General features: G+C 71.0%; 16 protein-coding genes. 9 read left to right on the plus strand and 7 right to left on the minus strand.

Annotation, left to right across the window (positions count from 1 at the left end; genetic code table 11):
- Positions 1–15: 15 nt before the first annotated feature.
- The gene (locus K8640_RS37335) at positions 16–2,091 is read right to left on the minus strand and encodes a S9 family peptidase (RefSeq protein ID WP_223751460.1); all 2,076 of its coding nucleotides are present in this window, start codon (positions 2,089–2,091) and stop codon (positions 16–18) included.
- A 217-nt stretch (positions 2,092–2,308) separates the two neighbouring features.
- On the opposite strand from K8640_RS37335, the gene K8640_RS37340 reads away from it, so the two are divergent.
- Positions 2,309–2,869 (plus strand): sugar O-acetyltransferase, encoded by a 561-nt coding sequence (locus K8640_RS37340; RefSeq protein ID WP_223751461.1) that lies wholly within the window; start codon positions 2,309–2,311, stop codon positions 2,867–2,869.
- Positions 2,870–2,875: 6 nt separating this feature from the next.
- Here K8640_RS37340 and K8640_RS37345 read toward each other — a convergent pair whose 3' ends face one another.
- Positions 2,876–3,625: a DUF1338 domain-containing protein gene (locus K8640_RS37345; protein ID WP_046710520.1), complete on the minus strand. Its 750-nt coding sequence runs from the start codon at positions 3,623–3,625 to the stop codon at positions 2,876–2,878.
- A gap of 485 nt (positions 3,626–4,110) precedes the next feature.
- The gene (locus tag K8640_RS37350; protein ID WP_141329688.1) at positions 4,111–4,635 is read right to left on the minus strand and encodes a hypothetical protein; all 525 of its coding nucleotides are present in this window, start codon (positions 4,633–4,635) and stop codon (positions 4,111–4,113) included.
- A 165-nt stretch (positions 4,636–4,800) separates the two neighbouring features.
- Between K8640_RS37350 and K8640_RS37355 the strand changes: the two genes are divergently transcribed.
- Positions 4,801–5,313, plus strand: a complete 513-nt coding sequence (locus K8640_RS37355) for a GNAT family N-acetyltransferase (RefSeq protein WP_223751462.1) — start codon at positions 4,801–4,803, stop codon at positions 5,311–5,313.
- Positions 5,314–5,898: 585 nt separating this feature from the next.
- On the opposite strand, the gene K8640_RS42715 is transcribed toward K8640_RS37355, so the two are convergent.
- Positions 5,899–7,779 (minus strand): collagen-like protein, encoded by a 1,881-nt coding sequence (locus tag K8640_RS42715; RefSeq protein ID WP_255653791.1) that lies wholly within the window; start codon positions 7,777–7,779, stop codon positions 5,899–5,901.
- Between the two features lie 355 nt (positions 7,780–8,134).
- Between K8640_RS42715 and K8640_RS37365 the strand changes: the two genes are divergently transcribed.
- Together K8640_RS37365 and K8640_RS37370 are read left to right on the plus strand one after the other, a co-directional pair.
- Complete coding sequence (locus K8640_RS37365; protein WP_223751463.1) at positions 8,135–8,659, plus strand: phage tail protein; 525 nt, start codon at positions 8,135–8,137, stop codon at positions 8,657–8,659.
- Positions 8,660–8,904: 245 nt separating this feature from the next.
- Positions 8,905–9,954 (plus strand): AI-2E family transporter, encoded by a 1,050-nt coding sequence (locus K8640_RS37370; RefSeq protein WP_223751464.1) that lies wholly within the window; start codon positions 8,905–8,907, stop codon positions 9,952–9,954.
- A 104-nt stretch (positions 9,955–10,058) separates the two neighbouring features.
- Here K8640_RS37370 and bioA read toward each other — a convergent pair whose 3' ends face one another.
- Positions 10,059–11,390: an adenosylmethionine--8-amino-7-oxononanoate transaminase gene (gene bioA, locus K8640_RS37375; RefSeq protein WP_223751465.1), complete on the minus strand. Its 1,332-nt coding sequence runs from the start codon at positions 11,388–11,390 to the stop codon at positions 10,059–10,061.
- A gap of 223 nt (positions 11,391–11,613) precedes the next feature.
- Between bioA and K8640_RS37380 the strand changes: the two genes are divergently transcribed.
- The 3 genes from K8640_RS37380 (at position 11,614) to K8640_RS37390 (ending at position 14,660) form a co-directional block, all read left to right on the plus strand.
- Complete coding sequence (locus K8640_RS37380) at positions 11,614–12,408, plus strand: acyl-CoA desaturase (protein ID WP_223751466.1); 795 nt, start codon at positions 11,614–11,616, stop codon at positions 12,406–12,408.
- Between the two features lie 149 nt (positions 12,409–12,557).
- Complete coding sequence (locus K8640_RS37385) at positions 12,558–13,739, plus strand: GNAT family N-acetyltransferase (RefSeq protein ID WP_223751467.1); 1,182 nt, start codon at positions 12,558–12,560, stop codon at positions 13,737–13,739.
- A gap of 231 nt (positions 13,740–13,970) precedes the next feature.
- Complete coding sequence (locus K8640_RS37390) at positions 13,971–14,660, plus strand: suppressor of fused domain protein (RefSeq protein WP_223751468.1); 690 nt, start codon at positions 13,971–13,973, stop codon at positions 14,658–14,660.
- Here the strand turns inward: K8640_RS37390 and K8640_RS37395 are convergent, their stop codons facing one another.
- Positions 14,661–16,685, minus strand: coding sequence for an ATP-binding protein (locus K8640_RS37395; protein ID WP_223751469.1), 2,025 nt, complete (start codon positions 16,683–16,685; stop codon positions 14,661–14,663).
- A gap of 246 nt (positions 16,686–16,931) precedes the next feature.
- Between K8640_RS37395 and K8640_RS37400 the strand changes: the two genes are divergently transcribed.
- The gene (locus K8640_RS37400) at positions 16,932–18,008 is read left to right on the plus strand and encodes a dipeptide epimerase (protein WP_223751470.1); all 1,077 of its coding nucleotides are present in this window, start codon (positions 16,932–16,934) and stop codon (positions 18,006–18,008) included.
- A gap of 35 nt (positions 18,009–18,043) precedes the next feature.
- The gene (locus tag K8640_RS37405; protein ID WP_141328413.1) at positions 18,044–18,412 is read left to right on the plus strand and encodes a hypothetical protein; all 369 of its coding nucleotides are present in this window, start codon (positions 18,044–18,046) and stop codon (positions 18,410–18,412) included.
- Positions 18,413–18,422: 10 nt separating this feature from the next.
- On the opposite strand, the gene K8640_RS37410 is transcribed toward K8640_RS37405, so the two are convergent.
- Positions 18,423–19,610: a S41 family peptidase gene (locus tag K8640_RS37410; RefSeq protein ID WP_223751471.1), complete on the minus strand. Its 1,188-nt coding sequence runs from the start codon at positions 19,608–19,610 to the stop codon at positions 18,423–18,425.
- Positions 19,611–19,699: the final 89 nt, after the last annotated feature.

Consider the following 19,699-nt stretch of genomic DNA (forward strand, 5'->3'; position numbering starts at 1 on the left):
GCCACGGGCACCGTCTCAGCGGGGCAGGAGCGACGTCCTGGCCGCGCCGCCGGCCGAGCCGGAGGGCAGGTGCGCGTCCATCCACTCCACCGTGCGCCGCATCCGGTCCACCACGTGCTCGGGCTTGCGCAGGGTGTGGCCCTCGTCCGCGTAGACCACGAGCTGCGTCTTCACGCCCAGCTCCTTCAGCGCGCGGTGGAACTCGTGCCCTTGCGTCACGGGCACCTCCAGGTCCCGCTCGCCGTGCAGCACCAGCGTGGGCGTGCGCACGAGCTTCATGGAGTTGATGGGGGAGCTGCGCGTGTAGATTTCCGGCTCGTCGTACAGGGACGCGCCGAAGTACGGCTTCATCCACGCGTCGATGCGGTTGGTGCCGTAGTAGCTCTGCCAGTTGGAGATGCCCGCGCCCGCCACCGCCGCGCGGAAGCGCTGCGTCTGCGTCACCGCCCACATCGCCATGAAGCCGCCGTAGCTCCACCCCGTCACGCCCAGCCGCGCGGGGTCCACCGGCGCGCGCGCCAGCACCGCGTCCACGCCGGACAGGATGTCGCGCAGGTCCCCGAAGCCGAAGTCGCGCCGGTTGGCCTGGGCGAACTCGGCCCCCTGGCCGAAGCTGCCCCGGTAGTTGGGCAGGAACACGTAGTAGCCGCGCGCGGTGAACATCAGCACGTCCGGACGGAAGCCCGGCACGACGCCCGCCGCGGGCCCGCCGTGCACCATCGTCACCATGGGCGCCCGCACACCGGGGGGCGGCATCATCGACGGAGGCGGCGCCACCAGCCAGCCCTGCACCTCCACCCCGTCGCTCTTCCACGTCAAATCCCTCGCCTCGCCCACCAGCGCGCGCAGGTCCTCCTCGCGCCGCGTGACGCGCTCCCACTCCCCCACCGGCCCCACCCAGAGGTTCTGCGCCCTGGAGAACGACTCGCGCACCACCGCGCTCACCTTGCCGTCGCGCGACAGCGACAGCCCCACCTGACCGCGCGCGCTGATGCGCTCGGCCCCCTTCCACAGCACGCGCGGCTCACCCTGCTGCGTCGGGTCCACCGTGGCCACCGCCGACTCGCCCCGCACCTGCGCGCCGAACACCAGCGAGCGCGACGACACCCACTCGAGCGACATCGCCGTCGCCTTCATCCCCGCCGTGAGGTTGCGCGCCTTGCCGCCGTCCAGCGGCACCAGCATCACGTCCCCGCCGTTGGAGCCGTGGTCGCTCATCAGCCCCTCGATGACGGCCACCTGCTTGCCGTCGGGGCTCCAGGTCGGCTCGGTGAGCTGCCACTTCGGCGCGTATAGCACGCGCGAGCGCGCGCTCGCCGTCTCCACCACGTGCAGCTTCGCCAGCCACCAGCTCGCGTCCCCCGGCGGCGGCGCGCCGGTGTACGCCAGCCGCGCCGCGTCCGGGCTCCACGCGAACTCGTAGACGAAGGTCTGCTCCGGCGTGACGAAGCGGTGCGAGCCCTCCGCCACCGACACCACCGCCACCCGCTGCACCGGATGCGACTCGCGCACCACGCCCGTCTCGCGCGCGCCGGGACCGCGGGGCCCCAGGGCCTGCGCCGCGCCCTCGCCCTGCATCACCAGCACCGCCACCGACGCGCCGTCCGGCGACCAACGGGGCGAGGCGATGGGGCTCTCGAAGGACGTCAGCTTCGTCGCGACGCCCTCCTGCAAATCCGCCACGTACACCTGTGTCCTGCCACGCTGGTGCCCGTCCGACAGGAACAGCAGCCGGCGCCCCTCCGGGCTCCACTGGATGGAGGACTCGTCGCACGTCTTGCCCTCGGGACAGGCGCTCACCAGCAGCGCCTTCGGCTCGCGTGCGCCCAGCTCCATCGCCTGGATGAGCGTGCCGCCCGTCGCCGCCACCTCCACCCACGCCAGCCACTCGCCGTCCGGAGACACCGCCACCTGCTTGAAGCGCGTGGTGCGTCCCATCACACCCAGCAGGCTCTCCACCGACGGCTTGCTCGACTTCGCCGCGCCTCCTCGCGGGACGCTCACCGCCAGGTCGAACGCGGACGGCGCGGGCGCCGACTCCTGCGCGACGACGGGCGCCGCGAATCCCAGCACGGCGACCAGGGCCAGCATTCTCGCCACCATCCGAATCAACACGTCCCCCCACGGGTCAGGAAGAGGCCACCAGACTACATGAGTGGGACGGCGCTTCGCGCCCATTCCCAGCCCACGCCGCATTCGTTGGACCTCGGAAATTTGGGCGTGCGAGCACAATCCCTCACGTCCATCCGCCAACGAAGCACCGGACATCTTCCGCGTCGCGCCGGCGCGGGCGTGGACACTGCCGGCCATGGCACGGACCGAGATGGAGAAGATGCTGGCCGGCGAGCTGTACAACGGCTGGGACGCGCAGCTCACGGCGGCGCGCTCACGGGCGCGGCGGCTCTTGCGCGCCTACAACGACACGCTCATGGAGGACGAGGACCTGCGCAAGCAGCTGCTCGGACAGCTGCTGGGACAGGTGGGCGAGGGCGTCTACCTGGAGCCGCCGTTCCACTGCGACTACGGCACCTTCATCCAGCTGGGCAAGCGCGTGTACATGAACTTCCAGTGCGTCATCCTGGATTGCAACCAGGTGACGATTGGAGACGACGTGTCCTTCGGCCCCAACGTGCACATCTACGCGGCCACGCACCCGCTCGACGCGGACGAGCGCATCAAGGGCCCGGAGCTGTCCAAGCCCGTCACCATCGGCGCGAAGACGTGGGTGGGCGGCGGCACCATCATCCTCCCCGGCATCACCGTCGGGGAGGGCGTCACGCTGGGCGCCGGCAGCGTGGTGACGAAGGACGTGCCGCCCCATGTCCTCGCCGCGGGCAACCCCGCCCGCGTCATCCGCGCGCTGCGCTGACGGACTTCAGCGCTTCGTCATGTCGAACAGCGCGCGCGCCTGCGGACCCAGGAAGCCGTCGAAGTCCGGCGCGCGCTGCGCAATCTCGAAGTACGCGTAGGGCCAGGGGCGACGGCCTCCCTCGCGCAGGGCCACCGACAGCGGGGCCGCCTGGGTGGCCGTCTGCCTCAGCGACGTGCCCGGCGCGCCCTCGATGTCCGCCTTCATGGGCACGCCCGCCTCCCGCATGCGGTGCTGCCACGCCTCCACGTCATCCACGGAGCCGGTGAAGTGGTTCACCTTGCGGCCGAAGGCGAGCAGCCAGGCGCCGTACTGCGACTCCTTCTCCAGCTCCAGCAGCGCGGCCTCCGACGGCGGCGGCGGCGAGCAGAACCACGACGCCAGCGCGTCCACGTCCTCGGGCGGGGGCGGGTCGTCCGGCAGCGTGGCGAGCAGCTCCCGGGCGCGCGGCGACAGCTCCTCCGACTTCAGCTCGGAGATGAAGACGCGCGGCAGCCCCTCCGGGTGCGACAGGTAGATGGCGGACAGGTGCGCGTCGGGGAACGTGTACGCCCCCGCCGGCTTCCAGCCCAGCCGCTCGAAGGGACGCGAGAACAACGCGATGCCTCCGCCGGGCCGGGCCAGCGAGCGCAGCGCGACGTGGTCATTGCGGAAGCTGCCCCCGGAGAGCTGCACGAAGGTGCGCGCGTACGGCACCTCCGAGGCATAACGCTCCCAGAGGAGGTCCAACAGTCGGGTGGCCTGTGAGGTCGACATGGCGGAACAGTCTAATCCGCCAGGAAAAGTGCGGCGGCGCGCGGCCCCGAGCCCTTGGAGGGGATTTCGTTCGGAGACGCGCGCCGCGCGCTAGAGACTCGCCTTGGAGTTTCGAGTCTCTGTGTCCTTGTCCTTGGTATGCATTGACTTCCGTACCGGCCCGCTCCGCACCACTTGAAGTCGTGCGGCCAAATAGGGTGTGACGTTGGAAAACGCCAGCGCGACGCAAGAGTGAGCATCAAAGTCCCATTGCGCCAGCCTGTAGCCCCACTAATTGACACAATTGTGAACGTAAAGTTTCGTCCCCGCTGTGCCCGCACCGCCGGATTGAAACGAAAACCCCCGAGCGAGCCCGCGTGCGCACCACCTTCCGAGAAGGAGAGCGGCGCGGATGACCTCGTCCCCTCTCGATTTCTCGCCGCTCGGAAGGCACATGGCGGCCTGCCCTCGGGGTTGACGCGCCGCTCCATGCGGCGTGGAGCAGGTCAGTGGAGGTGCTCGGGGTACATGGGCAGGCCGTGGAAGAAGCGGCGGCCGGACTCGAAGCGGCGGTGGAAAGAGACGCGGTCCTCCACGTAGAGGCGGGCCATGTCCTCCTCGCCGTAGGCGCGGAAGAAGGCGGCGCGAGCCTCGTCGCAGGCGCCCTCGTACTCGGCGAGCAGGGCCTCCCAGTCCTCGGGGGGCGGCTCGTCGGCGTCGTGCCACACGCCGTCCTCCATGCCGTACTCGCGCTCCATCAGGTCCAGCTCCAGCGCGAGCCGCTGGACGCGCGGCACCTCCGTCAGCGCCTCGTCCGCCATGGCGGTGAGGATGTGGGCGACGAGGAAGAAGCCGGCGTCCGGCGGTACGACGCCCTCCTCGCGCGCGGCGCGAAAGGCCACCAGCAGCTGCGCGTCCATCGCGTCGTCCCCGAGCTCCAGGAGCCGGGCGGCGAGTCCACGCCACTTCTCCTCTGTCTCGCGGGCCTCCTGGAGGGCCCGGCTCAGCTCGGGGTCTCGGGTCTTCTTCATCGCGTACTCCTATCGGGAATGCACCGAAGCTCTCATCCAGGTCTGACGTCCGGCCCCTCGCCTCGCGGACGTGGGGGGCCGGGGGTTGCTTCAATCCGCGTCGTCGGTTGGACGCGGGCGCCCGGCGGCGTGTCGGGTGGTGGACGCCCGGGTGTCCGCGCGTCCATGCTGCCTGGCACCGTGCCGCTCACCTCGCGTCCCCGCGCTCCCTCCGACGACGGCTTCCTCTTCGACCTGTACGCCAGCACGCGTGCGGGCGAGCTGGCGACGTGGGGTTGGACACCCGCGCAGCGCGAGGCGTTCCTGCGCATGCAGTGGTTGGCGCGCGGGCGCGACTGGGCCGTGCGCTATCCGACGGCCGAGGACCGGGTGGTGTTGGTGGCGGGTCAGCCCGCCGGCAGGCTGCTGGTGGACCGAGGTGCGCGGGAGTGGCGATTGGTGGAGATCGCCCTGCTTCCCTCCCACCAGGGCGGTGGACTGGGGACACGGCTCTTGCGTGAGCTGTTGGACGCGGCCACCGAGGCCCGGGTGCCCGTGCGGCTGCACGTGCTGCACGACAGTCCCGCGCGCGAGCTGTACGCCCGGCTGGGCTTCCAGGAGGAGCCGTCCTCACAGCCCCCGGACGCGGGGCCGCCGTATGTCGCCATGCAGTGGAGTCCCGCGCCGCGCGCGGGGTGAGGGCCAGGAGGGCCGTCTCGGGGGAAACGCGCCATGCCTCGAAGGACGAACGGGCCTCGCGCCGATTGCGCGCGAGGCAGCCCTTGTCCTGGAGGCAACGGACCGCCTCGCCTTCGTGGCCCGCGTGATTACCGCGGCCCCCTCCGACACGAAGGCGAGTCGTTCCGCCCGGCTTCAGACCGCATCCACCGCGACGCCGCGTCATGGGCTCCGTGAGGAGCCGCGCGGCGCGCGCCGGGATGCACCGCCGCCCGGAGGTGGGCCGACCTCTCGGGGTGCAACCTCCGCGGGCGACACGAGGCGCCCGCACACGAGGGCCGGGCGTCCTGTCGCTTCCGCGAAGTCCTGCCGAGGCGAAGCCCGCTCGGGCCGCCTCACCGTCAACATGAACCGCGAAGCTCCACGCGCCGCCGCGCGGTCCTCGTTTCCCCGATGAGACCTCGGAGGATGCCGCGAGCCACCGCCGGTCCGGAGGGACCGACGATGGCCGCGACCCACGACCCTCGATGAGACCTCGGGGGAGGAGGCCGCGCACCACCGCCGGTCCGGAGGGACCGACGATGGCCGCAATCGACTCCCCTCGAATCAGAGGAAGAGGTTCTCCGGGTTCGGCACCACGGTCTGGATGACGTAGCCATCCGCGCCCGCGCCGGGCGCGATGGGGTTCGTGAGGTTTCCGCCACCACCCGAGCCGCCCGCGCCGCCCATGGCACCACCGCCACCGCCCGCTTGGATGACCTGGCTGGCGCCGGTCGGGAGCGCCGTCGTTCCGGGCGCGCCACCGGTGACGACGAGGCCGCCCGTGACGGTCGGAGACGCCGAGGAGACGACCTGGATGATGCCTCCGCCACCACCACCGCCGCCGCCCTTGCCACCACCGCCGGCCAGGTTGTTGCCGTTCACACCGTTGCCGCCCTGCGCGCGGACAAAGCCCTGCACCGTCACGCCGGCCTTGCCGAGGATGACCACCACACCACCCGCGCCCCCACCGGCGCCTTGAGTGTTCTCGAGCACATTGCCACCCGACGCGCCCGAGGCATTGATGACGCCCGAGCCCTGGATGCGCACGGTGCCCTGGGACAGGATGACCAGCGAGCCACCGCCGCCGCCGAACGGACCCGCCACGGTGCGCGCGCCCGAGCCGCCGCCCTTGTTGCCGGGCCGCAACAGCTGCGCCGCGTGGACGGGCGACACGCCGAGCCCACCCGAGGGCTCACCCGCCGGAGCGCGGGACAGGCCCGAATCCGCCCCGCCCGGGCCCGTGTCCAACGAGCCTGGGTCGACGATGATGGTGCCGCTGATGGTGACGTCGCCCGTGGCCCGGATGACGGTGCCGCTCGGGACGATGAGCGTGCCGGAGACGTTCACGGTGGTGAACTGCATGTGGTGCCGTCCCGCGAGGGTGGAGAACCCGCTCACCGTGGTCAGGTCGACCGTGTTCGAGACGGTGTACGCACCGGCCGAGCCATCACCGAACACCCCCGTCGAGCCCGCCGGCCCCTGAGGACCCGTGGCACCCGTCGCGCCCGTGGCTCCCACGGGGCCCTGCGCGCCCGTCGCGCCCGTCGCGCCCGTCGCGCCCGTCGCGCCAGGCACCCCCTGCGGCCCCTGGGCTCCGTTGCACACGTAGCGCGTCAGCGCCGCGTTGACCTCGCCCGCGTCCAGCACGCCGTTGCCGTTGGCGTCCTGGCCGAACTGCAGCCGCACGCCGCCCGTCGCGCAGTTGGCTCCAGCAGCCTCCGCGGCCGTGGCCGCGACCGAGTGGATGCCCGCGGCGCCCTGCGGCCCCGTCTCGCCGCGCAGGCCCTGCGGCCCCTGCTCGCCGCGCAGGCCCTGCTCGCCGCGCGGGCCCTGCTCGCCCTGGGGACCCGTCTCACCTCGCGGGCCCACCGGGCCCACCGCGCCGGTGTCACCGCGAGGCCCCTGCTCACCCCGGGGACCCACCTCGCCTTGAGGACCCACGGGGCCCTGCGCGCCCGTCTCACCCCGCGCGCCCTGCGGACCCTGGGGGCCGTTGCACACGTAGCTGGTGGCATCCACCTCGGCTTCGTCCAGCGTCCCATCGCTGTCGTCGTCGACGCCGGTGTCGATTCTCACGCCGCCCGTCGCGCAGTTGGCGCCAGCGTCCTCCACGGACGTGCGGGCCAGGGAGCGCTTGCCCTCGGGCCCTTGAGGACCGGCGGGACCACCCGCGGGGCCCTCTGGCCCCTGCGGCCCCTGCGGCCCCACCGGGCCGACAGCGCCCGTGTCACCCTTCGGTCCAACGTCCCCCTGCGCGCCCGCGGGACCCTGTGCCCCCGCGGGTCCCTGCTCACCGGCAGGCCCCGCGGGTCCTTGCGGTCCCTGCGGCCCCTGGGGCCCCTGCTGACCTTCGTCACAGCCGGTCAACGACAGCAGCGCCACCACGGGTAGAGCCGTCAGCCACCGCGACCAGGTCGCGGCGCCTTGCCATTTCATCTGAGCCATTGATGCGTCTCCCCTCTTGTCGAACCTCGGCGCGCGAGCCAGAGCAAGTCACGAGCCAGGATGGATTATCGAGCCGTTCGCCACCGACCCACCAGGGCAGGCGTGCTTGTGATTCGAATCCCGTCCGTCAAAGAACGACCGTTCGCGTTCCCTCGGGACGCGGCGCCGTCACACCGGAACGCATGACGCACGCGGACGGGAAATCCCTTCGTGGGCGCCCCTCCTCGTGAAGCAGGGACCGACACACGGCCCTGATTCGTTCCCGACCCAGGAGGAAGGGCTGGCCGATGCTTTGCTCTGGTGTGTGTGACGCGTACTCATTGGCGCGTGAAACACACACACGAAAGGTGTACCCATGTCCGAGCCATACATTGGTGAGATCCGCATGTTCGCGGGCAACTTCGCGCCGCGCGGTTGGGCCTTCTGCCAGGGGCAGATCCTCGCCATCGCGCAGAACACCGCGCTGTTCTCGATTCTGGGCACGACGTATGGCGGCAACGGGCAGACGACGTTCGCGCTGCCGGACCTGCGCGGTCGCTATCCGATGCAGCCGGGCCAGGGGCCGGGGCTGTCGCCGCGGACGCTCGGCGAGCAGGGTGGCAGCGAGACGGTGACGCTGATTTCGAACCAGATGCCGCAGCACACCCACAGCCTCAACGTCAGCTCGCAGCAGGGTGACACGGAGACGCCGGTGGGCACGGTGCTCGCGGCGGACAACAACGGCACCATCTTCAACTACCGCGCGGCGCCCATCGACGGGACCATGAACCCGGCGGCCATCGGCATCGCGGGCGGCAGCCAGCCCCACAACAACATGTCGCCGTTCCTCTGCCTCAACTTCATCATCGCGCTGGAAGGCATCTTCCCCTCGCGCAACTGACGCCTCCCGCGTCACGGCCAGGCGCGTTCCCCTCACGCGCCAGCTGTCGACCCGTGGACAGGCCTCGTGATGGCCGGGCGTCGGGCTGGAGCCCACTCCACAGCCGGGCCGCTCCGGGCATGCGGGCACTGGCGCTCCGGCCCCATCGTGCTTACCGCGACACGGTGAACGGTGAGCCGGGGCCCGGGGGTACGGTGGCGGAGCAGGATGGAGCCAGACAGCGCTCTCAGGTGACACCGAAGACGGTGTTCACCGTGTGTTTCGCGGTGCTGGCGGTGGTGGCGCTCGTGGTGCTCGTGGTGCGCACGCGCGTGGCGCTCACGCTGACGGGCATCGCGGCGCTGATAGCGCTCGCGCTGGAGCACGGCGTGTCGCGGCTGGAGCGCTGGCGGGTGCCGCGCGCGCTGGCCATCGCGTTGATGCTGGCCGGCGCCCTGACGGTGCTGGCGACGCTGGCGCTGCTGGTGATTCCGGCGACGGCGGCGCAGGTGGACGCGCTCGTGGTGCAGTGGCCGCAGCTCTGGCAGGAGGTGCGCGACTCGCGCCCGTTCCGAGGGCTGAACCAGCGGCTCCACAACCTGGGCTGGATTCGCCCGCTCGAGGACGCGACGCCGGAGCTGGCGACGGGGACCTTGCCCTCGCTGCTCATGTACGCGCTGGGCAGCATGGTGGGGCTCGTCGGCGGCGCGCTGAGCGTCTTCTTCCTGGTCGTGTTCATGCTCGTCTTCGGCGGCGGCCTGCTCAAGCGGCTGCTCGACCTGCCCAAGCCCGAGCACCGGCTCCGCTACGTGCGCGTGATGCGCAACGTGTATCGGGCCACGGGCGGCTACCTGACGGGGCTCACGCTCATCTGCACGTTCAACGCGCTGCTCACCTCCGCGGTGCTCGCGGCCATGGGCGTGCCGTACTTCCTGCCGCTGGGCATCATGAGCGGCTTCTCCAGCATGGTGCCCTACGCGGGGCCCGTGGTGGCCGGCGGCTTCATCACCCTGCTGACGTGGGCCACGGGCGGCATGTGGATGGCGCTGGGCGTGCTCGCGTACTTCGTGCTGTACGGACAGCTGGAGGGCAACGTGCTGGCGCCGCTCGTCTTCCGCCGCACGGTGCACGTCAACCCGCTGCTCATCCTGCTCGCGGTGCTCTTCTGCGCGGAGCTGGGCGGCATCGTCGGCGCGGTGGTGGCGGTGCCCGTCGCGGCCACGGTGCAGATCATCTTCCGGGAGATTCTCCTCTTCCGGCAGGAGCGCCGCATCGCCAGGCCCGAGTCTCCACCACCACCCTCCGTGCTGACCTGAGTCACCCAGGCTGACGCGAGACGGTGGCCGCTCCACGCGGCGGACCTCCGCATGCACGGCCGCGAGCGACACGCGTCCCGGTGAGACCCGAAGCGGCGAGCGCCTCAGCCGCCCGCCACCTCGCGCAGCGACTCCTCCATGCCGCCCAGCAGTTCATCGAGCGCGGCGTCCGGGATGTTCAGCGCGGGGGCGATGTACACGGTGTCCCCGAGCGGGCGCAGGTACAGCCCCCGCTTGCGCGCGGCCTCGTACACACGCCAGCCACCGCTCGCCAGATAGCCACCGCCGCCCAGGTCCACCGCGCCCACCATGCCCACGGCGCGCGGGCGCACCAGGCCCGGAATCGTCGCGGCCATCCGCTCGAACGCGGCCTTCACCTTCGGCGCCTTGCGCGCCACCTGCCCCAGCACGTCCTCGTCCCGGTACACCGCGAGCACCTCGCGCGCGATGGCCGCGCCCAGCGGGTTGCCGCAGTACGAGTGCCCGTAATACAGCGCCCGCGACGACGCGCCGAGGAAGCCCGAGAAGATGCGCTCCGACGCGAGCGTCACCGCGAAGGGCATCAGCCCGCCCGACAGCGCCTTCGCGAGGCAGAGCAAATCGGGCACCTCGCCAGCCAGGTCCACCGCGAAGCGCGCGCCCGTGCGCCCCAGGCCGGTGAAGACCTCGTCCGCGATGAGGAACGTGTCCACCCGACGGGTGGCCTCGCGCACCGCGCGCAGGAAGTCCGGCGAGTACATCTGCATGCCGGAGGCGCCCTGGATGACGGGCTCAACGATGACACCCGCGATGTCCTCCGGGTGCTCGCGCAGCGCGGCCTGCACCTGGGCGAAGGCGCGCTCCCAGCCGCCCTCCTCCGCCGGCGACGGCACGTGCACCACGTCGAACAGCAGCGGGCCGAAGATGTCGCGAAACTCGCGCACGCCGCCCACGCTGGTGGAGCCCAGCGTCTCGCCGTGGAACGCGCCCGTCAGCGTGATGAAGCGCGTGCGCTTGGGCTGCCCGTTCTGCGCCCAGTACTGCGCGGCCATCTTGATGGCCACCTCCACCGCGGTGCTCCCGTTGTCCGAGTAGAAGACGCGCGACAGGCGCTCCCCCGAGGGGAGGTCCGCGCGCTGTGCGCCCGGGGCGATGGCGACCAGCTCCGCGGCGAGCGCGGCGGCGGGCTCGTGCGTGATTCCGGCGAGCGAGACATGGGGCAGCCGGCCCGCCTGCTCGACGAGGGTGCGCACCAGCCGAGGGTGACGGTGGCCCAGGGTGGACACCCACCAGGAGCCGTTGGCGTCCAGGTAGCGCCGCCCGTCGACGTCGAAGAGGTAGGCCCCCTCCGAGCGCGCGATGACCAGCGGGTTCGTCCCCGCGATGTACGCCTCCATGGCGGTGTACGGGTGCCAGACGTGCTGCTTGTCCAGCTTGACGATGTCGGCCCGCTCCATGGGTGTTCCCCTTCCCTGCGTGTGACGTGTAGGCGGAGCGCTCCGTACCGGAAACCGGGCCCCTTGCGCCGCGCGTCAACGCGGCGGGCCACACGTTGGACTGATGGGGGCCTGAAGCCGGGGGCCATCCGAGGGTCCACGGGAGGCATCTTCCGGCCCGGGATGACGTGGCCATGACATGGGCGGTGTTGGCTCTCCTGGACACCGAACCGGGAAAAGCGCCATGGCCGTCCTCATCTTCTTCGTCTCGCACTGGCTGCTCTGTGTGTTCTTCCAGAGCTTCTTCCAGCACCGGTACGCCGCGCACCGCATGTACACCATGGGTCCGCGCACGGAGCGGGTGATGCACCTGCTCACCTACCTGGTGCAGGGCTCGTCGTACCTGTCGCCCAAGGCCTACGCGATTCTTCACCGCGAGCACCACGCCTTCTCGGACACGGAGAAGGACCCGCACTCGCCGCACTTCTTCACGGACGTGTTCCGGATGATGCTGCACACGAAGACGCGCTACGACGACTTCGCGTCGGGCAAGGGTGAGACGGAGAAGCGCTTCCTCGGGGGCTATCCCGAGTGGCCGCTGGTGGACGACACGCTGCGCAACTCGTGGGTGGCGACGCTGGGCTGGGTGGCGTTCTATTCCTCGTTCTACGTGCTGTTCGCCACGTCGCCCTGGCAGTTCCTGCTGTTGCCGGTGCACTTCCTGATGGGGCCGGTGCACGGGGCCATCGTGAACTGGTGCGGCCACAAGTACGGCTACCGGAACTTCGACAGCAGCGACAAGTCGCGCAACACGCTGCCGGTGGAGGTGCTGTGCATGGGTGAGCTGTTCCAGAACAACCACCACAAGTACGGCAGCAGCCCGAACTTCGCGGCGCGCAGGTTCGAGGTGGACCCCACGTGGCAGGTGATGCGCGTGCTGGCGAAGCTGGGCGTCATTCGCATCGCCACGCCCCAGCGCGCGGTGTGGCCGGAGCCCCGCGAGGCGGCGCGTGAGGCAGGCGCCGCCCGGGCGGCCTGAGGCCTCTTCCAGATTTCGAAGGACACGTCGCGCCGAGGGGATGACCGTCCCCCCGGCGCGAGTCGTTTCCGGCCGTTACCTCCACCGGAGGCCGGGCGAGCGGGCGGGTGGGCGGCGCGAACGCGGGGCACGCGTTAGAACTGCTCCCCGTGCCTACAGAGACCCCGCTCCGCCTCCGTATCCTCGACGCAGTGACAGACGTCCCGGCCGCTGACTGGGACGCGCTGACCGGCCTGGACGCACCGCCCTTCATCAAGCACGCGTGGCTGGCGGCGATGGAGGAGAGCGGCAGCGCCACCGAGGAGACCGGGTGGGCGCCGCATCACCTGACGCTGTGGCGGGGCGAGACGCTGGTGGCCGCGGCGCCCGCGTATCGCAAGTTCCACAGCATGGGCGAGTACATCTACGACTTCGGGTGGGCGGACGCGGCGGCCCGGCTCGGCGTGGAGTACTACCCGAAGCTCGTCGTCGGCGGGCCGTTGTCCCCGGCCACGGTGCCGCGCCTGCTGGTGGCCTCGGGAGAGGACGTGCCCGCGATGCGCAAGGCGCTGCTCGCCGCGGCGGTGGAGAGCGCCGAGGAGGCGGGGTGCTCGTCGGTGCACTTCCTCTACCCGACGGACGACGAGGCGGACTTCCTGGAGGAGCAGGGGCTGGCGCGCCGGGTGACGCTCCAGTTCCATTGGAAGAACCCGGGGTACGGCGGGTACGACGACTACCTCGCGCGCTTCGACTCCAAGCGGCGAAACCAGCTCAAGCGCGAGCGGGCGGCGGCGGCCACGCAGGGAATCAGCTTGCGCACGGTGCGGACCACGGAGCTGACCCCGGCGCACGCGAAGCGCGCGTATGAGTTCTACACGGCCACGTGCGAGCGGCACGCGTGGGGGCAGATACAGCTCACGCCGGGGTTCTTCTCGCGGGTGTTCAAGGCGATGCCGGACCAGGTGGAGATGGTGGAGGCGGTGCGCGAGGGCCGGGTCATCGCGGGGGCCTTCAACCTGGCGACGAAGGAGCGGCTCTATGGCCGCTATTGGGGCAGCACGGAGGAGCACCCGTTCCTGCACTTCCACGTGTGCCTGTATCACTCGGTGGACGACTGCATCCGCGCGGGGCGCAAGGTGTTCGAGCCGGGCGCGGGCGGTGAGCACAAGGTGTCACGAGGCTTCGAGCCCACGGCGGTGCACAGCGCGCACGTCATCTTCGACCGCAGGCTGGACGGCGCGGTGCGCGACTACGTGCGGCGCGAGCGGGCGCGGCTGAACATGGCGGTGGAGGAGGCCGAGCAGATCTGCGGCCTCAAGCCCTGGCCCCTGAAGCAGGCCAGCGGCACCTGACCCTCGTCGGCTGGGACTTTCCGCCGGATTCGCGGGGCTCCAAGGGTGCCGAGCCGCCGTTCAGGCACCTCCAGGCCCCCCGCTGGGCCCGCGCCGAGGCCTTGCCCCGAGGACGAGCCCCTCCCGGGCCCCCTCCGGGGGGCCGCCCGCTGTCTCCCACCAGCCAGGCGCGCGCCCGGCCCCTCACGGGGAAGTTGAGAAACCGGGGTGACCCTCTAGAGTAGACGCGTCATGAAAGCCCCGGAGAAGGACGAAGACTTCATCCAGTGGTACGAGGACTGCTGGGCGGACCGCGATGAAGTCGAGTACCCCAAGCTGTTCGGCGCCATCGACGAAGGCGTCTTCACGCTCGACCAGACGGACGCCATCCAGGCCTGGATGGAGAGCGAAATCGCGCAGGTAGAAGGTGAACCGGACCCCAACTGGGGCCCCATGGGCGTGCGGGTGGCCAAGCCCAGCCCCGACTACCCCTACTGGACCTACGTCACCAGTGGCCTGTCCAACCCTTTCACCATCGCCCCCGGTGAGGAGATCGCCCCCGACGCCGCCAGCGGCATCGGCTACGAGATGGTCATCCACACGCCGGAGGAGGCCAAGTGGCCCGTGTTCCGGCTGCTGGACATGATGGCCTACAACCTCGTGTGCATGCGCGCGTTCGCGCTCAACCACCGCTACCCCGTCGAGGGCACGCTGGACGGCGGAGACTCCAAGCTCAGCGGCTTCGTCTTCGTCCGGGACCCGTCGCGCCCCGACCACTTCGCCCTGGAGAGCGGCAAGGTGCAGCTGCTCACGCTCGTCGGCGTCACCAAGAACGAGATGGCCTTCGCGCGCTCCAACGGCATGGACAAGCTGATGGAGAAGCTGGTCGCCGCGGGCTCGGGCTACATCACCCGGCCCGAGCGCGACGAAGTGAAGCTGTAGTCACCCTCTTCGCGCCACGCGCGGCAGCGGCTCCAGGGCCCTGTCGCGCGGGGGCGCGCCCTCCACCAGCGCCCTGAGCGTCCCCGGGTCGAACGGCTTCTCGATTCGCGGCAGCGGCACCGACTGGAGGAACGCCCGCGCCCGCTCGGTGAAGGCGCCGCCCGTCATGAAGACGAAGCGCGACAGCAGCTCCGGCCCCCGCGCCGTCAGCTCCGCGTGCAGGTCCATCCCCGTCAGGTCCGCCATCATCAAGTCACAGAAGACGCGGTCGAAGTCCGCGTCGCGCTCGAGCAGCGCCAGCGCCTCGCGGCCGCTGTGCGTCACCACCACCTCGTGGTGCCGCCCCAACAGCCGCCGCAGGAGCGACGCGAGCTGAGGCTCGTCGTCCACCACCAGCACCCGCTTGCGCTCCGGCACGTCCCTGGGCGCGCCCTGGGCCACCGCGTCCGCCACCACCGCCGTCACCGGCAGGCGCACGCGGAACATGCTCCCCGCGCCGGGCGTGGTGTCCACGCTCAGCTCGCCGCGCATGCTGCGCACCATGCCCAGGCTGGTGGACAAGCCCAGCCCGCTGCCCTCGCCCACCGCGCGCGTGGTGAAGAACGGCTCGAAGACGCGCTCGGCGACCTCGGGCGTCATGCCGTGGCCCGTGTCCGCCACCTCCACCACCACCCACGGGCCCTCCAGCCACGTGGACAGCGTGACGCGGTGCCGGGTGAAGTCGCCCTCGGGAATCGCGTGCGCGGCGTTGACCAGCAGGTGCAGGAACACCTGCCCCAGCCGCGCCTCGTGCGCCATCACCGTGGGCACCTGCGAGTACCTCCGCACCACCTCCGCCCGGTAGCGCAGGTGCGGCATCGCCATGGCCAGCCCGAACTCCAGCGCCGCGTGCACGTCCACCGGGGACAGGTGCGGCTCGTCCGCGCGGGCGAACGTCTGCAAATCACGCACGATGACGCGGATGCGCTCGGCGCCCTCGCGGGCCTCGCGCAGCGCATCCAGCGCCTCGGCCAGCGGACCGCCCTGCACCTGGCCCTGCAGCACCGTCTCCATCTGCTCCAGCGCGAACTGGAGGTTGCCGCTGACGTAGGAGAGCGGGTTGTTGATTTCGTGCCCCACGCCCTCGGCGAGCTGGCCCGCCATGGCCAGCTTCTCCGACTGCACCAGTCGCTCGCGCGCGGCCACCAGCTCCTGCGTGCGCTCGCGCACCAGGGCCTCGGCCTCCAGGCGCCCCGAGTGCTCACGCGTCAGGAGCGCGTCCCGCTCCGCCTCCGCGCGCTTCTTGCCGGTGATGTCTCGCGAGAAGACGGAGACGTTCTGCCCCGAGCACCACGCGTGCACCTCGTGCCAGCGCTCCGGCGAGGTGCGCACCTCGAAGATGGTGGACGAGCCCTCGGCGGCCACGCGCCGCAGCTCGCGCTCGAACAGCGTGCCCACCAGCTCCGGGCACGCCTGCCACAGAATCTTGCGGAAGACCTGCTCCTGCGTGCGCCCGGTGATTTCAGCGGCCTGGCGGTTCACGTAGGTGATGCGCCACTCGGCGTCCACGGTGAAGAACGCCTCGGGGGTGCTCTCCAGCACGTCGCGCACCCAATCCAGCGTGTCGCGAAGGCCCTCCTCCATCCGCAGCGCGCTGGTGACGTCGCGCAGGCGCAACAGCACACCGTCGCGCAGCGGCACCGCGGTGCCGAGCAGCCACGCATCACCTTCCGGGAAGCTGTCCGCGGCGGGGCGCCCTGACTCCACCACCTGCTTGAGGATGGCGAGCCGACCGCCGAGGCCCGCCACCGGCGAGACGTCGCCCAATCGCTTGCCGCGCAGCGAATCGGTGCCGTGCCCGAGCGCGCGTGAGGCGGCGGGGTTGGCCCACAGCCACTCGAAGTCGACGATGGCGCCGGACGCGTCGCGCACGGCGCTCAGCACCATGCACCCTTCCGAGTCATGGCGCTCCGCCTCTTCCAGCGCCTCCAAGAGCGTGTCCGCGCCCAGGGCCGGGACTGTCTGTCTCGTGTCCTTCGCCGACATGCCCCGCTCACTCCGGGCATCCGCGCCACCCGGAGGCCAAATCTCCGGAACCCTTCAGCAGGGCCGCAATTCCTGGAAACGTCCGGAGTCCCCGCATGTCGCCATGAAAGGCTCGCAGGCACAAGCCGAGGATGTGAGACCCACATCCGCCTCCCTGACACCTCGGAGCACCGGGTTGAATACGATGAGCCGACCTCTCGCGTGTCCCCTTCTATCCAGGGAGCGGACCAGGATGCCTTTCCGGACATGACGCCCACCCTCATCACCGCCGTCCAGTTCGAGCCGTTGGACCTGCCGTTGACGGAGCCGTTCGGCATCGCGACGGGCGCGCAGCACGCGGCCGAGAACGTGTTGGTGAAGCTGACGCTCGCGGACGGCACGGTGGGCCTGGGCGAGGCGGCGCCATTCCCCGCGGTGAGTGGGGAGACGCAGGCGAGCACGCTCGCGGCGCTGGAGGGGGTGCGTGCGGGACTCATGGGTCGGGACGTGCGCGCGTGGCGGCCGTTGTCCGAGTGGCTCGGGGATGGACTGGCGCTGGCGCCGGCGGGGCGGGCAGGCGTGGAGATGGCGGTGCTGGACGCGCTGGCGCGGCATCACCGCGTGCCGCTGTACGTGATGCTGGGTGGGGCGGGCACGGTGCTGGACATCGACATGACGGTGACGGTGGGGGACGTCACGCACGCGGCCGAGTCGGCGCGGTCCATCCTGAAGCGCGGCATCACCACGTTGAAGGTGAAGGTCGGCGCGCTCTCTCCGGACCAGGACGCGGCGCGGATGGTGGCCATCCACGAGGTGGCGCCGCGGGCGCGGCTGTTCGCGGATGCGAACGGGGGTTACGACGTGGCGGAGGCGCTCGCGTTCGTGAAGGAGTTGGAGCGGGCGGGGGTGCCGCTGGCGTTGCTGGAGCAGCCGGTGCCGGCGTCCGACGTGGCGGGGATGGCGGAGGTGGCGAGGCGCTCGAAGGTGCGGGTGTGCGCGGACGAGTCGGCGCGCTCGGCGAAGGACGTGCTGCGGCTCATCCGCGAGGGGGCGGCGCACGGCATCAACATCAAGACGATGAAGTGCGGGGTGGTGGAGGCGCTGACGATGTGGAGCCTGGCGCGGGCGGCGGGGTTGGAGTTGATGGTGGGAGGGATGGTGGAGAGCGTGCTGGCGATGAGCGCGTCGGCGCACCTGGCGGCGGGGCTGGGGGGCTTCACGTACGCGGATCTGGACACGCCGTTGTTCATCGCGCGGCATCCGTTCCGGAGCGGGATTCGGTACGAGGGCTCGCGGTTGCACCTGGATGAAGGGGCGATGGGGCACGGTGTCACATTGAGCTGACCCAAGAGGTGGCGCGCGCGCGTTAGGATGGGCGCATGGGTCTGGCCGTCTGTGTGGGTTGCGGCGAAACGAAGGAGGGCGCGTTCGACGTCTGCGACGGGTGCGGTCTGGACCCGGCGCGCGGCGGCACGGACCGGATGCTCCAGGCGCGCAGCCTGTGGTTGTCGGAGCGGTTCTTCTCGGAGCGGGAGCTGGTGGAGCTCGGGCGCAAGCTGAGCACGGGCGAGCCGGTGGCCTATGACACGGGGCAGCTGTCGCAGCTGGTGGACGAGCTGAAGACGCAGAAGCTGCCGGTCATCTCCCAGGCGTCACCGGGGTGCTCCATCGTGACGTGGAGCCTGTTGGGCATGTTGCTGGCATTGGCCGCGGGGCTCGCGTACCTGTATGGCACGTGGAGACACTGAGACTGTTGCATCAGGGTGACGGCGCTGCCGTGGCGGCGACGTCGAGGGCCTTGTCGAGCTGCGGGTCCTTGCCGGAGGCGTAGGGCAGAGTGTCGGGGACCTCGACGTCCACGGGGACGCCGACGCCCTCGAGCAGGACGCCCTCGACTTCGACGGCCTCGACAGCGAGGTAGAGCAGGTCACCGGTGGACAGGCGCAGTGGGGTGCCGGCGAGCACGGCGCCCGCGGTGTGCTGGCCCACGAGGGTGGCGAGCCCGAGTCGCTTCATGGTGAAGGCGACGACTTCCTTCCCGCTGCGGGAGTTGCCGTTGACGAGGAGGACGACGGGCTTGCGCCAGGTGGCGGACCACGGGTTGCGGCGGCCGTCGCGGCCGATGCCGACGAAGCGAGGGACGGCGCGGTTGAAGAGGTTGAGGAAGGTGGGATTGCAGCCGCCCCAGCCGTCGCGGAAGTCGATGACGAGGGCGTCCGCCTGGGCGAAGTCGTCGGAGAGGGCGTCCTGGAGCTTCTGTTGATGCTCGGGGCCGGCGCACGAGTAGAGCTGTTGGTAGGCGACGCGGCGGCCCTGGTGGTCGACGACGCGGGTGCTGGCGTGCTGGGCGTCGAGCCACTCGGCCTTGGGGTTCACGAGACGCGGGGTGATGGTGAGGACGGTGGGCTCGGCGCCCTGGGTGCGCTCGCTGGTGAAGCGCGTGGGCTTGTTGACGCGTTGGGTGAGTGAGGCGACGGAGGTGAAGGGTTTGCCTTCGACGGAGAGGAGGCGGTCTCCGCGCAGCAGGCCGGCCTTGGCGGCGGGGCCGTGGGCGAAGACGTGGCGGGCGAAGAAGCCTTGTGGGGTCTCCTGGATGTCGGCGCCGATGCTGGGGACCTCGACCTTGGGGAGCTTGAGGTGGCGCTGGAAGATGGCGGAGAGGTCGGCGTGACCGGTGGTACCTCGCGGGTAGAAGGCGGTGTGCGAGGCGTTGAGTTCGGAGAGGGCGGCCTGGGTGCGCCGGGCGAAGTCCTCCGCGCTGGTGGCGGAGGCGCCGTAGCCCTGATGCTTCGTGGCCCAGGCCTCGCCGCGCTTCGCGTCGTAGAAGCGCGTACGGACGTGGTCGACGACTTCGTCACCGGGCTTGAGGAACGGGCTGGCGGCGTGGGCGCTCGTGGCAAGCAGGGCGGCGGCCAGCAGGATGCGGGGATAGAGACGCTTCGACATGGCCGCGGGCTCCTCCTGGTGGACAGTATCAGGCGCGTCATTCCTGGGACGACACGTGGAGGTGGAGTAGAACCGAACACCGAACGCGC

The organism is Myxococcus sp. XM-1-1-1 (assembly GCF_020037095.1).
Taxonomy (GTDB): Bacteria; Myxococcota; Myxococcia; order Myxococcales; family Myxococcaceae; genus Myxococcus; species Myxococcus fulvus.

Bases quoted from the DNA above. Each gene is read 5' to 3' on its own strand.
- K8640_RS37335 (WP_223751460.1), bottom strand. From the start codon at position 2,091: ATGCTGGCCCTGGTCGCCGTGCTGGGATTCGCGGCGCCCGTCGTCGCG.
- K8640_RS37340 (WP_223751461.1), top strand. From the start codon at position 2,309: ATGGCACGGACCGAGATGGAGAAGATGCTGGCCGGCGAGCTGTACAAC.
- K8640_RS37345 (WP_046710520.1), bottom strand. From the start codon at position 3,625: ATGTCGACCTCACAGGCCACCCGACTGTTGGACCTCCTCTGGGAGCGT.
- K8640_RS37350 (WP_141329688.1), bottom strand. From the start codon at position 4,635: ATGAAGAAGACCCGAGACCCCGAGCTGAGCCGGGCCCTCCAGGAGGCC.
- K8640_RS37355 (WP_223751462.1), top strand. From the start codon at position 4,801: ATGCTGCCTGGCACCGTGCCGCTCACCTCGCGTCCCCGCGCTCCCTCC.
- K8640_RS42715 (WP_255653791.1), bottom strand. From the start codon at position 7,779: ATGGCTCAGATGAAATGGCAAGGCGCCGCGACCTGGTCGCGGTGGCTG.
- K8640_RS37365 (WP_223751463.1), top strand. From the start codon at position 8,135: ATGTCCGAGCCATACATTGGTGAGATCCGCATGTTCGCGGGCAACTTC.
- bioA (WP_223751465.1), bottom strand. From the start codon at position 11,390: ATGGAGCGGGCCGACATCGTCAAGCTGGACAAGCAGCACGTCTGGCAC.
- K8640_RS37380 (WP_223751466.1), top strand. From the start codon at position 11,614: ATGGCCGTCCTCATCTTCTTCGTCTCGCACTGGCTGCTCTGTGTGTTC.
- K8640_RS37390 (WP_223751468.1), top strand. From the start codon at position 13,971: ATGAAAGCCCCGGAGAAGGACGAAGACTTCATCCAGTGGTACGAGGAC.
- K8640_RS37395 (WP_223751469.1), bottom strand. From the start codon at position 16,685: ATGTCGGCGAAGGACACGAGACAGACAGTCCCGGCCCTGGGCGCGGAC.
- K8640_RS37400 (WP_223751470.1), top strand. From the start codon at position 16,932: ATGACGCCCACCCTCATCACCGCCGTCCAGTTCGAGCCGTTGGACCTG.
- K8640_RS37405 (WP_141328413.1), top strand. From the start codon at position 18,044: ATGGGTCTGGCCGTCTGTGTGGGTTGCGGCGAAACGAAGGAGGGCGCG.
- K8640_RS37410 (WP_223751471.1), bottom strand. From the start codon at position 19,610: ATGTCGAAGCGTCTCTATCCCCGCATCCTGCTGGCCGCCGCCCTGCTT.